This window comes from Kitasatospora sp. NPDC093550, from assembly GCF_044764985.1.
In the GTDB taxonomy this organism is placed as follows: Bacteria; Actinomycetota; Actinomycetes; order Streptomycetales; family Streptomycetaceae; genus Kitasatospora.
This window is the reverse complement of the sequence record NZ_JBIWJF010000025.1, coordinates 61,743-75,840: the sequence shown is the minus strand read 5'-3', so window position 1 is coordinate 75,840 and position 14,098 is coordinate 61,743. Positions and strand designations below refer to the sequence as shown.

General features: G+C 73.3%; 11 protein-coding genes. 9 read left to right on the top strand and 2 right to left on the bottom strand.

The window, feature by feature from the left end:
* The first annotated feature begins 95 nt into the window (after window positions 1-95).
* The 6 genes from ACIRD3_RS31235 (at window position 96) to ACIRD3_RS31210 (ending at window position 8,625) form a co-directional block, all read left to right on the top strand.
* A complete protein-coding gene (locus ACIRD3_RS31235) occupies window positions 96-1,340 on the top strand; it encodes a cytochrome P450 (protein ID WP_402223319.1) in 1,245 nt (414 codons plus the stop codon).
* Between the two features lie 126 nt (window positions 1,341-1,466).
* The gene (locus tag ACIRD3_RS31230; protein WP_402223317.1) at window positions 1,467-2,681 is read left to right on the top strand and encodes a cytochrome P450; all 1,215 of its coding nucleotides are present in this window, start codon (window positions 1,467-1,469) and stop codon (window positions 2,679-2,681) included.
* A 324-nt stretch (window positions 2,682-3,005) separates the two neighbouring features.
* Complete coding sequence (locus ACIRD3_RS31225) at window positions 3,006-4,337, top strand: ABC transporter substrate-binding protein (RefSeq protein WP_402223315.1); 1,332 nt, start codon at window positions 3,006-3,008, stop codon at window positions 4,335-4,337.
* 115 nt (window positions 4,338-4,452) lie between these two features.
* Window positions 4,453-5,520, top strand: coding sequence for a carbohydrate ABC transporter permease (locus ACIRD3_RS31220; protein WP_402223313.1), 1,068 nt, complete (start codon window positions 4,453-4,455; stop codon window positions 5,518-5,520).
* A gap of 146 nt (window positions 5,521-5,666) precedes the next feature.
* On the top strand, window positions 5,667-6,599 hold the full coding sequence (locus tag ACIRD3_RS31215; protein WP_402223311.1) for a carbohydrate ABC transporter permease: 933 nt from the start codon (window positions 5,667-5,669) through the stop codon (window positions 6,597-6,599).
* 139 nt (window positions 6,600-6,738) lie between these two features.
* Window positions 6,739-8,625 (top strand): DUF4153 domain-containing protein, encoded by a 1,887-nt coding sequence (locus tag ACIRD3_RS31210; RefSeq protein ID WP_402223310.1) that lies wholly within the window; start codon window positions 6,739-6,741, stop codon window positions 8,623-8,625.
* 299 nt (window positions 8,626-8,924) lie between these two features.
* Here the strand turns inward: ACIRD3_RS31210 and ACIRD3_RS31205 are convergent, their stop codons facing one another.
* Complete coding sequence (locus tag ACIRD3_RS31205; RefSeq protein WP_402223308.1) at window positions 8,925-10,472, bottom strand: MFS transporter; 1,548 nt, start codon at window positions 10,470-10,472, stop codon at window positions 8,925-8,927.
* A gap of 321 nt (window positions 10,473-10,793) precedes the next feature.
* On the opposite strand from ACIRD3_RS31205, the gene ACIRD3_RS31200 reads away from it, so the two are divergent.
* The 3 genes from ACIRD3_RS31200 to ACIRD3_RS31190 all read left to right on the top strand — a co-directional run bounded on the left by ACIRD3_RS31200 (window position 10,794) and on the right by ACIRD3_RS31190 (window position 13,013).
* Entirely contained in the window at window positions 10,794-11,444 is a 651-nt protein-coding gene (locus ACIRD3_RS31200; protein WP_402223306.1) for a TetR/AcrR family transcriptional regulator, read from the top strand.
* An 88-nt stretch (window positions 11,445-11,532) separates the two neighbouring features.
* Window positions 11,533-12,231, top strand: coding sequence for a ribonuclease HII (locus tag ACIRD3_RS31195; RefSeq protein ID WP_402223304.1), 699 nt, complete (start codon window positions 11,533-11,535; stop codon window positions 12,229-12,231).
* Between the two features lie 101 nt (window positions 12,232-12,332).
* Window positions 12,333-13,013, top strand: coding sequence for a hypothetical protein (locus ACIRD3_RS31190; RefSeq protein ID WP_402223302.1), 681 nt, complete (start codon window positions 12,333-12,335; stop codon window positions 13,011-13,013).
* A gap of 352 nt (window positions 13,014-13,365) precedes the next feature.
* Here the strand turns inward: ACIRD3_RS31190 and ACIRD3_RS31185 are convergent, their stop codons facing one another.
* Window positions 13,366-13,965, bottom strand: coding sequence for a hypothetical protein (locus ACIRD3_RS31185; RefSeq protein WP_402223301.1), 600 nt, complete (start codon window positions 13,963-13,965; stop codon window positions 13,366-13,368).
* Between the last annotated feature and the right edge of the window lie 133 nt (window positions 13,966-14,098).

Below are 14,098 nucleotides of genomic sequence, written 5' to 3'. Positions count from 1 at the left end.
GCGGTCGGCCCGGCCGGCGTGGCAGGCACGACCGGCTCCGAAGAGGCCGCCGCCCCGGCGGCGGCCCCCACCGCGACGTACGAGGAGAGCACCCCGTGACCGAGCCCGCCGCCACCCCGCCGCCGGGCTGCCCGGCGCACGCCGGCGCCACGCCGCTGTACGGGCCGCGCTTCCAGACCGACCCGGCCCAGCTCTACCGCGAGCTGCGCGCCGCGCACGGCCCGGTCGCCCCGGTCGAGCTGGCCGGCGGCGTGCCCGCCTGGCTGGTCATCGGCTACCGCGAGCTGCAGCAGGTCACCGGCCAGCCGCAGCTGTTCGGCCGCGACTCCAGCCGCTGGCACGCCTGGGAGACGCTGCCCGCCGACTGGCCGCTGAAGCCGATGATGGCGCCGGTGCCGTCGATCCTCTACGCCGAGGGCGAGGAGCACGTCCGGCGTTCGCGCGCGGTCACCGACGCGCTGGCCGGGATCGATCCGTACGAGTTGCGCAAGCACTCCGAGGAGATCGCCGACCGGCTGATCGACGAGTTCGCCGGGCGCGGCGAGGCGGACCTGGTCGCCGAGTACGCGCACCGGATGCCGCTGCTGGTGCTGTGCCGGGTGCTCGGCCTGGACGAGGAGCAGGCGCCGCAGCTGATCGCGGCGCTGCTGGCGATGCTGGACGGCGGCCCGGACGCGCCGGCCGGCGCGCAGCGGCTGCTGGAGCTGATGCTCGCGCTGGTGGAGGAGAAGGCCGAGTACCCGGGCGCCGACGTGGCCTCCCGGATGCTGGCGCACGAGGCCGGGCTGAGCCACGACGAGGTGATGCGGGACCTGCGGGTGCTGCTGATCGCCGGTCACCAGCCGAGCTCGTACTGGATCTCCAACGCGCTGCGGCTGATGCTCACCGACGAGCGCTTCGCCGCCTCGCTGGCGGGCGGCCGGCGCAGCATCAGCCAGGCGCTCAACGAGGCGCTCTGGGAGGACACCCCGACGCAGATCTTCGCCGGGCGCTGGGCGGTGCGGGACACCCAGCTGGGAGGCCAGCGGATCGGCGCGGGCGACATGCTGCTGCTGGGCTTCGCCGGGGCCAACGCGGACCCGTCGGTCCGGCAGGCCGACGGCCGCCCGGCCGAGGGCAACCGGGCGCACATGAGCTACTCGTACGGCGAGCACGGCTGCCCGTTCCCGGCGCAGGAGGCGGCCGAGGTGATCGCGACCACCGCGATCGAGGTGCTGCTGGACCGGCTGCCGGACCTGCGGCTGGCGGTGGCCGAGCACGCGCTGGTGTGGCGGCCGTCCGCCTGGGTGCGCGGGCTGGTGGCGCTGCCGGTGTCGTTCACCCCGGGCCACCCGGCCTGATCCGCGGCCGCTGTCAGCCCCCTGTCGACCCCGGTCGACCCCCGTCACCGGACGTCGATTCGCCGAACGTCCGGTCGCTGTACGTCCGAGAGAGGGATCCGCCAGGGATCCGAAGGAGAGTTGCCGATGACCGCCGCTGCGGCCCCGATCGTCCTCGACCCGCTGGCCCGTGACAACGCGGCCGAGGGCGCCCTGCTGCGGGCCGCCGGTCCGGTGGTGCCGGTCGTGCTGCCCGGTGGGGTGGCCGCCTGGGCGGTGGCCCGGCACGCGGAGGCCCGCGAGCTGCTGACGGACGCCCGGCTGGTGAAGGACGCCGCCCACTGGGGCGCCTACCAGCGCGGGGAGGTGCCCAAGACCTGGCCGCTGATCGGCCTGGCGGTGCCCGGTCCGAGCATGGTGACCACGGACGGCGCGGCTCACCGCCGGCTGCGGGCGCTGGTCGCGCAGGCCTTCACCCCGCGCCGGGTGGAGCTGATGCGTCCGCGCGTCGAGGAGATCACCCACGCCCTGCTGGACGCCCTGGCGGCGGGGGAGCCGGAGGTCGATCTGAAGACGGCGTTCGCCTTCCCGCTGCCGATGACGGTGATCTGCTCGCTGCTGGGTGTGCCGGAGTCGGACCACGGCGTGCTGCGCGACCTGTACGAGCGGTTCTTCGGCATCAAGCCGGACCCGGCGGGCATCCAGGCGACCATCGCCGGGCTGAACGCCTTCGTCAACGACCTGGTGGCGCAGCGTCGTTCGGCCCCCGGTGAGGACCTGGCGAGCGTGCTGCTGGGGGCCGACGCCGAGGGCGGGGCGCTGACCGACGCGGAGGCGGCGGCCACCCTGCGGGTGATCATCGCGGCCGGTCACGAGACCACGGTGAACCTGATCGGCAACGCGGTGCGGGCGCTGCTGGCGCACCCGGACCAGCTGGAGCTGGTGCGCTCGGGCCGGGTGTCCTGGGACGCGGTGGTCGAGGAGTCGCTCCGCTGGACGCCGCCGACCAGCAACTTCCTGTTCCGCTTCGCGGCCGCGGACATCCCGGTCGGTGACGTGGTGATCCCGGCGGGCGAGCCGGTGCTGGTCTCGTACAACGCGATCGGCCGGGACCCGTTGCAGCACGGGGTGACGGCGGAGGTGTTCGACGTCACCCGGGACCCGAGCCGTCACCTGTCCTTCGGTCACGGCCCGCACGTCTGCCCGGGCTCGCCGCTGGCCCGGCTGGAGGCGGGGGTGGCGCTGCCGGCGCTGTTCGAGCGGTTCCCGAAGCTGTCGCTCGCGGTGCCGGACGCCGAGCTGCGGCCGAGCCCGTCGCTGGTGGTGAACAGTCTGCTGGAGCTGCCGGTCCGACTGTTCTGACGTAACGTCATGAAACGGGCCCCGTCCGGGTTTCCCGGCGGGGCCTTCGACTTCTGGTGGCGGGTCTCCGGAAAACGCCTGGTCGTCGGTCACGGTCCGGATACCGAGGGGTGAAGGTCGAACGCAGACCTTGGCGGGGGGCTGCTGCTGCGTTAACGTCTTCGATCAGTCCGGCCGCCGTCCGCCCGTGATCCCTGTAGGCCCATCTCCGGTACAGCGCAATGTCGTTCAGTCACCACCGGCAGCAATGCCCTGGCGAGGAGGACCGCATTGACCCCCAACCCGACAGCGCCGCAACCGAGTCACCGCCGCCGATCGGCCGCCGTGCCCGCCCTGTTGGCGGCACTGGTGCTGACCGCGGCCTGCTCCAACAGTTCCGGCGGGTCGGGTGACGGCGGTGGGGCGGCCCAGTCGCTGTCCGGCGACTGCGCCAAGTACCAGTCGTACGCCGGACATTCGGGCACGACCGTGACGATGTTCGCCTCCATCCTGAGCCCGGAGTCGGACAACCTGGAGAAGTCCTGGGCCGAGTTCAGCACGTGTACCGGGATCAAGATCAGTTACGAGGGCTCGAACGACTTCGAGTCGCAGCTCCCGGTCCGCGTGGCCGGAGGCAACGCCCCGGACTTCGCGATCATCCCGCAGCCGGGACTGCTGGCGCAGATGGTGAAGAGCGGCAAGGTGGCCAAGCCGCCCGCCCAGACCGTCGCCAACCAGGACAAGTGGAGCCCGATCTGGAAGACCTACGGATCGGTCAACGGCACCTTCTACGCGGCCCCGATGAGCGCCAACATGAAGTCGCTGGTCTGGTACTCGCCGAAGGCCTTCAAGGCGGCCGGCTACGAGGCACCGAAGACCTGGGCGGACCTGATGGCGCTCAGCGACCGGATCGCCAAGGCGGGCGGCCCCAAGCCGTGGTGCGGAGGCATCGCCTCCGGCACGGCCACCGGCTGGCCGGCCACCGACTGGCTGGAGGAGGTGGTGCTGGGCAGCTACGGCGGCGAGGTGTACGACCAGTGGGTCGGGCACAAGGTGAAGTTCTCCGACGAGAAGATCACCACGGCGATGCGCACGGTCGCCGACTGGATGCAGAACCCGGCCTGGGTCAACGCGGGCTTCGGCGACGTGAAGTCGATCGCCACCACGACCTTCCAGGACGCGGGCACGCCCGTCCTGAGCGGCAAGTGCATGATGCTGCAGCAGGCCTCCTTCTACGAGGCGCAGTGGCCCAAGGGCACCAAGGTCGGCCCGGACGGGGACGTCTTCGCCTTCCACCTGCCCGCGGTGAACCCGTCCGTCGCCAACCCGGTGGAGGGCGGCGGCGAGTTCCTGGCCGCCTTCGCGAGCCGGCCCGAGGTGCAGGCGGTGCAGAACTACCTGTCCAGCTCGGACTGGGCGAGCAGCCGGGTGAAGACCGCGAGCGGCTGGGTCTCGGCCAACCAGGGCGTGGACAAGAGCCTGTACACCGACCCGATCGACAAGCTGTCCGCCGAGGCGCTGACCGACCCGGCGGCCACCTTCCGCTTCGACGGCTCCGACCTGATGCCGGCCGCCGTCGGCGCCGGACAGGAGTGGAAGTCGCTGACCGCCTGGTTCGCGGAGGGACAGTCGATCCAGAAGACGGCTGCCGACATCGACGCCGCCTGGCCGCAGTAGCCGGTTCGCCGCGGCCCTTCCCGGCGCGGCACAGGACCACCTGTCGAGGGCGGTGCGGGGCCACCCACCCGCACCGCCCACCCCCTTCCCACCGGACCCGAAGGGACGCGCAGCCATGTCCGTACCCGGATTCCCGTCACCCCTAGCCGCCCTGGCCGCCGAGGGACCGGCCGCCGCAGGGCCGGCCGTCGAGAGACTGGCGGTCGGCGCCTGGGGCGACGCGGCGGTCAAACTCGGCAACACCTTCGGCGCCGTCGCGGGCTTCCTCGGCATCCTGCTGGTGGTCTTCCTGGTCGCCGGCCGGGCCCGCGGCCGACTGTCCCGCCCGCTGAGCGTCGCCGTGTTCCTCGGCCCGGCGGTGCTGCTGCTGGCGGTCGGCCTGGTGGTGCCGCTGGTCCGCACGGTCTACCTGAGCCTGCAGAACGACGACGGCAGCCGGTTCGTCGGCGGCGAGAACTTCGGCTGGGCCCTCACCACCGACTCGGTGCAGAAGGTGCTGCTGAACACCCTGCTGTGGCTGGTGGTCGCGCCGCTGGTGGCGACCGGGCTGGGGCTGGTGCTGGCGCTGCTGGCGGACCGGATGCGCGGCCAGTCGGTCTACAAGTCCCTGATCTTCATGCCGATGGCGATCTCGCTGGTCGGCGCCTCGATCATCTTCAAGTTCGTCTACGAGTCGCGCGGACCGGGGCAGCCGCAGATCGGTCTGCTCAGCCGACTGGCCGTCGCGGTCGGCTGGGACGACCCGCCCAACTGGATGCTGTCGCAGCCCTTGAACACCTTCCTGCTGATGGCGGTGCTGGTCTGGGTGCAGACCGGCTTCGCGATGGTGGTGCTGTCGGCGGCGATCAAGGCGATCCCGGACGAGGTCGTGGAGGCGGCCCGGCTGGACGGCGCGAGCGGGGTGCGGCTGTTCTGGTACGTCACGGTGCCGATGATCCGCACCACGGTGATGGTGGTGCTGACCACCGTCATGATCATCACGCTGAAGGCCTTCGACATCGTCCGCACCATGACGGGCGGCAACTTCGGCACCCAGGTGCTGGCCAACGAGATGTACTCGCAGTCCTTCGTGCAGTTCAACTCCGGGCGGGGGAGCGCCCTCGCGGTGATCCTCTTCCTCGCGGTGCTGCCGCTGGTGGCCTACAACATCGTCCAGCTGCGGAAGGAGCGTGAGGTGCGGTGACCTCGCTTCGGAAGGATTCCGTTCCCGGGGAGAACGCCGGCGCTGGCGGCGCGGGCGGTGCGGGCGGTGCTGGGGGCACTGATGGCGCGGGCGGCGCTGGTGCCGCTGCTGCCGTGGGTGCGGGCGGCGCTGGTGCCGCTGCTGCCGTGGGTGCGGGCGGCGCTGCTGCCGTTGGTGGCGGGAGCCAGGTCCGCAAGGCCTTCAGCAGTCCGCTGGCCTCGGTGTTCGTGATCGCGATGACGGTGCTCTGGACGATCCCCACGCTGGGCCTGCTGGTGACCTCGCTGCGGCCCAAGCAGGACGTGACCTCCAGCGGCTGGTGGAGCTCGCTGCTCCACCCGGACTTCGGCCTCGGCAACTACCACTCCGTCCTGTTCGAGGGCGGCTCGGGCGCCTCCAGCGGCCTGATGCCGTTCCTGGTGAACTCGCTGGCGATCAGCGTCCCGGCGACCGTCTTCCCGCTGGTGCTCGCGGCGATGGCGGCGTACGCGCTGGCCTGGGTGCGGTTCCGGGGGAGCGACGCGGTGTTCTTCACGGTGTTCGCGCTGCAGGTGGTGCCGCTCCAGATGGCGCTGATCCCGCTGCTGCGGCTGTTCTCCAGCGGTGCGCACCTGGGCTCGTTGACCCTGGTGCCGGCGGTGGACCTGAAGGGCAGCTACGCCCCGGTCTGGCTGGCGCACACCATGTTCGCGATGCCGCTCGCGGTGTTCCTGCTGCACAACTTCATCGCCCAGCTGCCGCGTGACCTGATGGAGGCGGCGGTGGTGGACGGCGCCTCGCACTTCAAGATCTTCCGCTCGATCGTGCTGCCGTTGAGCGCCCCGGCGCTGGCCTCGTTCGCGATCTTCCAGTTCCTCTGGGTCTGGAACGACCTGCTGGTCGCGCTGACCTTCGCCGGCGGCACGCCCGAGGTGGCGCCGATGACGGTGCGGCTGGCGCAGCTGTCGGGCTCCCTCGGCGGGCGTTGGGAGCTGCTGACGGCCGGAGCGTTCCTGTCGATCCTCGTGCCGTTGATCGTCTTCTTCAGCCTGCAGCGGTACTTCGTCCGGGGGCTCCTGGCCGGGTCGGTGAAGGGCTAGGGGGTTCTGAACGCGTTCAGAACCAACTTTTGAACCCGTTCAGAATGGTCTACAGTCGGCGGTGCGGCGCCTGGTGCGCCCGCCGGCGGACTGCCCCGAGGGCGGCTTCCGCATGCCTGCCGACCACTGAGGGGGACTCATGCCAGGCCCGTCCACGCCTGCCTCGTCCGATGCGCCAGGTGCGGCCGAGTCGCTCGACCCGACCGGCGTCGCGAACGAGTCGGCCGGCGCCGAACGCGACCCGGCCGGCCCGGCTGGCGACCCGTATGACCCGTACGCTCCGTACGCTTCGCACAGCTCGGCGGGCCAGGGCGCGTACCGTTCGACGGCCCGTGGTCCGCAGCGGGCGGCGCCCGGCCCGCGGGTCGTCCTGGCGGTGCTGATCGTCGCCCTGGCGGCCGTCGGGCTGCTCGTCACCGGCCGAGGCCCCGGTTTGCTGCTGCTCGCCGTCGTCGCCGCCGTTGCGGCCACGGTCGCCACCCGGTCGGTCGGCACGCAGGCGTCCTCGGCCTCCTCCTGGCTGCGCCGCAGCGACCCCGAGCGGCGGGCGGCGGCCGGCCCCAAGGTCCTCCTGGCGGCGCTGGCCACCGGTCTGCTCACGGCCTGGCAGCTCTACGACGGCCTCGGTCCCGACCTCCTGCTGCTCGGAGCCGTCGCGGCCGCCGGAGCCGGGTTCGCCGCGCACGCGGCCGGTCGCCGGATCCGGCCCTGGACGGTGGTGTGGAGCCTGCTCGCCCTCGCCCTGCTCGCCGTCCCGGCCTGCTGGGGCGCCGGGTGGCCCGCGACGCTGGCGGTGCTCGGCGCGCTCTCGGTGGCCTCGCTCGCCCTGCACGGCGGGCGTCGCTGGCCGGGCGTGCTGCTCCCGCTGCCCGGCATCCTGTGGCAGCTGGTGCCCTCGGCGGCCTGGGCCCGGGAGGGTCTGGGCCGGGGGCCGCTGCCCGGCCGGGGCCGGATCGTCCCGGTGCTCAAGGCGCTCGTGGTCGCCGTCGTCCTGCTGACCGTCTTCGGCGTGCTGTTCGCCAGCGCCGACGCCGCCATGGCGGACCTGTTGGGCAACCTCAGCCCGGACCTCGACCTCGACGAACTCCCCGGCCGTGCCCTGCTCTTCGTCCTCGGGACGCTGACCGCGCTGGGCTTCGCGCACATGGCCGCCGGCCCGCGCCGCTGGGACCGCACCACGATCCGGCCGGGCCGGGAGCGGCGGCGGCTGGAGTGGGCGCTGCCGCTGGCCGCACTGAACCTGCTGTTCGGCGTCTTCGCGGTGCTCCAGGCCGTGGTGGTGCTCGGCGGCGCGGACGCCGTGCTGCGCAACACCGGGATGAGCCGCTCCGCGTACGCCCGACAGGGCTTCTGGCAGCTGAGCGTGATCACCGTGCTGACCCTGGTCGTGGTGGCGGTCGCCAAGCGCTGGGCGCCGCGCACCACCGCCGCCGACCGCCGGCTGGCGCGGATCCTGCTCGGGCTGCTCTGCGTGCTGGCGCTGGCCGTGGTCGCCTCGGCGCTCGGCCGGATGTGGTTCTACGTGGACGCCTCGGGGCTCACCCGGCTGCGGCTCTGGGTGCTCGTGGTCGAGGTCTGGATGGGCGCCGTCTTCCTGCTGCTGATCGCCGCCGGACTGACCCGCCGCACCGGCTGGCTGCCGCGCGTCGTCGTCCTCAGCGGGGTCCTCACCGTCGCGGTGTACGGCCTGATGGGCCCGGACGCGATCATCGCCGACCAGAACGTCGGCCGGTACGAGCAGGCCCTGCGCACCGACCCGCACACCGCGTCGATCGACCTGCGCAACGTCCGCGACCTGTCGGCGGACGCGGTGCCCGCCCTGGACCGGCTCCCCGAGCCGCAGCGCAGCTGCGCGCTGCAGCTGATCGCCCAGGACCTGGGCCCGGCCTCGACGCCCTGGTACGCGACCGACCTCGCGGCCGCCCGGGCCCGGCGGATCCTCGCGGAGCGGCCGCCGGTCCGGGACTCCTCGCTCATCGGCCGCTGGGCCTGCGACCGGGCGGGACTGGCGGACACGGACTGGTAGGCGTCGGCCCGGGGTCAATGCTCGGGGTCAATGCTCGGCGCGGGCGCGGGCGCGGGCGCGGGCGCGGGCGCGGGCGCGGGGTCGGGCGCGGGGGCCGATGCTCGGCTCCGCGCGGGAGCCGGGGCCCGGGGAACGATGTCCGGGGTGTGGGGACCGGCACCCGGGGCGTGCGGGGAAAGCGGAGGGCCGACCGGGAGCGTGCTGCTCCCGGTCGGCCCTCGGTGCTGTGCCGGCTCGGTGCCGTGCCGTGCCGGTCCGGTGCCCTGCCGTGCCGGCTCGGTGCCGACGTCGGGCCGGCGTCAGTGCATCGCGACGGCGGTGTCACCGCTCGGCAGGTCGCTGGCCTTGGCCTTGATCACGAAGACCGCGACCAGCAGGGCGACCGCCGCGAGCGCGGCACCCACGATGAAGCCGTGCGAAATGCCCTGGGTGAGCACGGTGTTGGCGGCGTCGGTGCCCGCCGGGAACTCGTGGTGCTGCTGGAGGTAGCCCAGCTGCTCCGGAGTCGCGCTCTCCATGAACTTCGGCAGCTGCACGGCGGCCTCCGCCGTCGCGTAGTGCGCGAAGACCGTGGTCAGGATCGACAGGCCGAGCGAACCACCTATCTGCTGCATCGAGTTGAGCAGGCCGGAGGCGGCCCCGGTCTCCTCGCCCGGGACGCCCGCGACGGCGAGCAGCATCACCGGGACGAAGATCAGGCCCATGCCGAAGCCGAACACCACCGTGGGGCCGAGCACCCCGTCCAGGTAGCCGCTGTCCTTGCCCATCTGGGTCAGCCAGCTGAGGCCGACGGTGACCAGCAGCGCGCCGCCCGCCATGAACGGCTTCGGGCCGTACTTGGCCTGGAGGTTGGACGCGAGCTGCGCGGCGATGATGATCGAGACGCTGATCGGCAGGAAGGAGACACCGGCCATCAGCGGGCTGTAGCCGAGCGGGCCCTGCACGAACAGCACCACGTAGAAGAAGATGCCGAACATGGCCGCGGCCAGGCAGAGCATCATCACCAGGCCGCCGGTGCGGTTGCGGTCGGCGAACAGGTGCATCGGGGTGATCGGCTGGTCGGTGCGGGTCTCGATCACGAGGAAGGCGGCCAGCAGGACGGCACCGGCCGCGAAGGAGCCGAGCGTGACGCTGTCCGACCAGCCGTCCGAGGCGGCCCGGATGAAGCCGTAGACCAGGCCGACCAGGCCGAGCGTCGAGGTGAGCGCGCCGGGCAGGTCGAAACGGCCCGGGTGGCGCTCGGACTCGGCGATGTAGCGCGGCGCGGCGATCGCGATCAGGATCGCGATCGGCACGTTGACGAAGAACACCCAGCGCCAGTTCAGGTACTCGGTGAGCAGACCGCCGGCCAGCAGGCCGATCGCGGCGCCCGAGCCGGCCACCGCCGAGAACACGCCGAACGCCTTGTTGCGTTCCGGCCCCTCCTCGAAGTTGGTGGCGATCAACGCGAACGCGGTCGGGGAGCAGATCGCGCCACCGATGCCCTGGAGTGCGCGGGCGGCCAGCAGCAGGCCGCTGTCCTGGGCGAAACCGCCGAGCAGCGAGGCCAGGCCGAACAGCAGGGTGCCGAAGATGAACACCCGGCGGCGGCCGAGGATGTCACCGGCGCGACCGCCGAGCAGCAGCAGACCACCGAAGGTCAGCGTGTAGGCGTTGATGACCCACGAAAGGTCGGTGGTGGAGAAGTTCAGGGCGTCCTTGATGTGCGGCAGCGCGATGTTCACGATGGTCGCGTCGAGCACCACCATGAGCTGGGTGGCCGCGATGACGGTCAGGGTGATGCCCTTGCCCCGACCCTTTCCGGCCTGCGGTGGTGAGTTCTTGTTGAGCGTGTCGGAGATAGCCACGAATGTGCCCCCTGCTGGCTACGTGCTCGGTGCTGTGGACCCGGCCGGGCGCCGGTGTCCGGGTGTGGCGCTGCGCCCTTGCGCAGACCGGGAAGGAACGGGATCGTTCACTAATCTGGACGATATCCTGAGCGTGATTGTGAACGCAAGCGTTCCTTAAGGGTGGTGGTGATGGAACGGTTGGTACGGCGCCTGGTGGCGGACCGGTCCGGCCGGTCGGCGGCGCGGTCGACCGACGGGTCCTCGGGCGGGCCGGCGGACGGACCGACGGGCGAGGCGCCCTCGCCTGCGGGAGCGTCCTCTCCCGCAGGTGCCTCCGAGGTGGCCGGCGCGTCGGGGGCCTCGGCGGCCCCGGGCGGCTGTCCGGTCCGGGCCGCCCATCAGGCCCTGGCACGGCCGGGCCGGCGCCGGGGCAAGGAGCTGGAGAACGCGATCTTCGAGGCCACGCTCGACCAGCTCACCTCCGGCGGATACGCGCGGCTGACCATGGAAGGGGTCGCCGGTGCGGCGCGGACCGGGAAGGCCGCGCTCTACCGGCGCTGGGCGTCCAAGGACGAGCTCGTCATCGACGCCCTGGACGCCACTCTTCCACGCCCTTACGACACCCCCGACCTCGGGGCCGCCCGGGACGAACTCCTGCAGCTCATCGAGACGTTCACGGTCGCGGTGACGTCCCGGGTGGGCGCCGCCCTGCACGCGCTGATGGCCGAGATCGACCAGGAGCAGGCCGAGGTCTTCAAGGGCTTCATCGAGGACCGGGTCATCGGGCCGACCACGGCGACCATCCTGGAGATCCTCCGCCGCGGTGCCGAGCGCGGGGACGTACGGCCCGGCGCGGCCACCCCGCTGGTGGCCGACGTCATCCCGGCGATGCTGCTCTACCAGGCCAAGATCCGCGGATTCCAGGACCTGGCACCGGAGTTCGCCACCCGGCTGGTGGACGAGGTCCTGCAGCCGATGATCCGGGCCTGAGGCCCGGGCCGTGGGTCCGAGGGCGGCGGATCCGGCGGGTGTGCGGCGGGCTTAGGCTGGAGGCTGCCCCAGTTGAACGGAAGCCACCATGCCCATCGTCCCGCCGACGCACTCCGTCGAACGCTCGCTCCGCCGGGCCGGCGCCAGGATCGTGGTCGGTCTGGACGAGGTCGGGCGCGGCGCCTGGGCCGGTCCGGTCACCGTGGGCGCGGCCGTCACCGGCCTGCGCAAGGCACCGGAGGGGCTGACGGACTCCAAGCTGCTCACCGAACTGCGCCGCCGCGCGCTCGCCCCGGTCCTGGCCGACTGGGTCACCGCCTACGCCCTCGGGCAGGCCTCGCCGCAGGAGTGCGACGAGCTCGGCATGACGGCGGCGCTGCGCCTGGCCGCCGTGCGCGCGCTGGAGGCGCTGCCGGTCGAGCCCGACGCGGTGATCCTGGACGGCAAGCACGACTACCTCGGCGGCCCCTGGCGGGTGCGCACGGTGATCAAGGGCGACCAGTCCTGCGTCTGTGTCGCCGCCGCCTCGGTGCTCGCCAAGGTCCACCGCGACGGCCTGATGGCCGACGTGGGCGAGGGGTGCCCGGACTACGGCTTCGCCGACAACGCCGGTTACCCCTCGCCGGTGCACCGCGCCGCGCTGGAGGAACTCGGCCCCACCGAGCACCACCGCCTCTCCTGGGCGTACATGGACGGACTGTCGAAGTGGCGCCACCTCAAGCGCGTCCGGGAGGTCGCGGGCGAGGGCCGGGGATCCGCCGACGAACAGTTGACGCTCGGTTTCTGACGGTCCGTCTGGAATTGCCCCGGGTGGGGGTGGCGGGAGTCCGGTGCCCAATGGGTGGGGCGCCCGTGCGCGTTCGACCGGCATTTGATAGATATCCGGGTATGCCTGTCTTCCCCGAGGAGCCGGAGATTCACGAGAGCCTCCCGGGCCCCGGCGTTCCCTTCCCCCGAGAGTCGGACGCACAAGCCCTCCACGCGCCTGCCACCGGCGGCGCACCCGCCACCGCACCCACCACCGTCGCCGCCCCGGCTCCGGTGCCCGGCCCCCGACCGGCGCCGCCGCGCCCGGCCCCGCCGCGCGCCGCCCGGCCCGGTCCGCCGGGGCTGATCCCCAAGCCCGGCCCGGCGCCGCGCGTTCCGGCGCCCGCCGCACCGCAGGTGGAGGTCCAGCGGATCGGGGCCGCCGCGCACCAGGCGCTGCAGCGCGCCGACGACGCGGTCGACCTGCTGCTGGACTCCGGCCGCAACCCGGGCGACATCCTGGTGCTGACGGTCGGCGAGGCGCACCCCTGGCAGCAGCACGAACTCTCCTTCGGCGAGGAGCGCTACTGGGCACAGCTCGCCGACGGCGGGGACGTGTTCTACGCGGACGCCGCGCTGACCCGTCCGGCCCGCCGCGAGGTGGTCGTCCTGGTGGTCAACGGCGGGACGCCCGCCCGGGCCGCCGAGGCGTACACCGAGGCGCTCGGCCGTGCGACCGCTCTGCTGGTGGTCTGCGGCGACGCGGGCCCGGTGGCCGCGGGGGCGGCCGGCGCCGCGCCCGGCCGCCCGGTCAAGGCCTGACCCCAGCCGTTCCGTCCCGGGCCCGGCACCGTACGGTGCCGGGCCCGACACCCGTCCTGCGGCGGGTGGTCCGGGGACCCGCCCTCGCGGAGGGCGGCGCAGACCGTCGCGCCGCGCCGTGGCGTCGGTGGCGTCCCTGCCGCGTCGTGCCGCGCCATCGCGTCGTGCCGCGCCATCGCGTCGTGCCGCGCCATCGCGTCGTGCCGCGCCATCGCGTCGTGCCGCGCCATCGCGTCGTGCCGTGACGTCCGTGCCGCGTCGCGCTGTGACGTCCTCGCCGCGCCGCGACGGCCGTGCGTCCGGCCGGCGGCCCGCCTGGCTGCCCGGCCGGTGATCGTCCGCCCGCGCGGGCTCAGCGCGTGCCGGTGCGGCGGGTCGGCTCGGCCGCCGTGACCCGCGCCGGGTTCCACGGCAGCTCGGACTGCGGGGGGCGCTGCGCGTCGCCGAGCACCGAGCGCGGCGGCAGCTCCGTCACGGTGTGCACCGGTCCGTCCGTCCACGAACCCGCGTGCGGATTGCGTCCGCTCCGCCCGTCCCCGAGGACCTGCCAGCCCGCCGGGGTGAGCCCGATGTACGCGCCGCAGCGCAAACCGTGCAGCACGGTCGCGTCCCGCAGGGCCCACATCCAGGCGCCGTCCTGCTCCGTCCAGCCGGGCGCGCCGTCGCGGCAGCGCAGCACGACGGCCGTGCGGGTCGGCTCGGGCAGCCGCAGGTCGTGCGGCACGACCCGGCGCAGGTGCGTCAGCAGGGCGTTGCGGTGCTGCCAGCCGTCGGTGTCGTGCGGCCAGGGGGTGAAGGAGGCCGACGCGGCGAGGTGGTGGAGCGCGTCCAGGACGGCGACCACGACCGTGCCCGGCTGGGGCAGGTGGCGCTGGTGCAGCTCCAGGACGAACTCGCGGGGGGCGCGCAGCAACGGGATCCCCGAGGCGGTCCAGGCCTCCAGGTCCAGCACCCGTCTGGATGCCGAACCCCGGGGGAGGGGATTCTGACCTCGGTCGATACCGTTGATCACGATCCTCCTTCCGGACCCGCGGGCAGTCGGGTGCCTGGGTACGCCGAAGGGCTGGTCCGGCGGACCGAGTTTC

Bases quoted from the DNA above. Each gene is read 5' to 3' on its own strand.
- ACIRD3_RS31230 (WP_402223317.1), top strand. From the start codon at position 1,467: ATGACCGCCGCTGCGGCCCCGATCGTCCTCGACCCGCTGGCCCGTGAC.
- ACIRD3_RS31220 (WP_402223313.1), top strand. From the start codon at position 4,453: ATGTCCGTACCCGGATTCCCGTCACCCCTAGCCGCCCTGGCCGCCGAG.
- ACIRD3_RS31210 (WP_402223310.1), top strand. From the start codon at position 6,739: ATGCCAGGCCCGTCCACGCCTGCCTCGTCCGATGCGCCAGGTGCGGCC.
- ACIRD3_RS31195 (WP_402223304.1), top strand. From the start codon at position 11,533: ATGCCCATCGTCCCGCCGACGCACTCCGTCGAACGCTCGCTCCGCCGG.
- ACIRD3_RS31190 (WP_402223302.1), top strand. From the start codon at position 12,333: ATGCCTGTCTTCCCCGAGGAGCCGGAGATTCACGAGAGCCTCCCGGGC.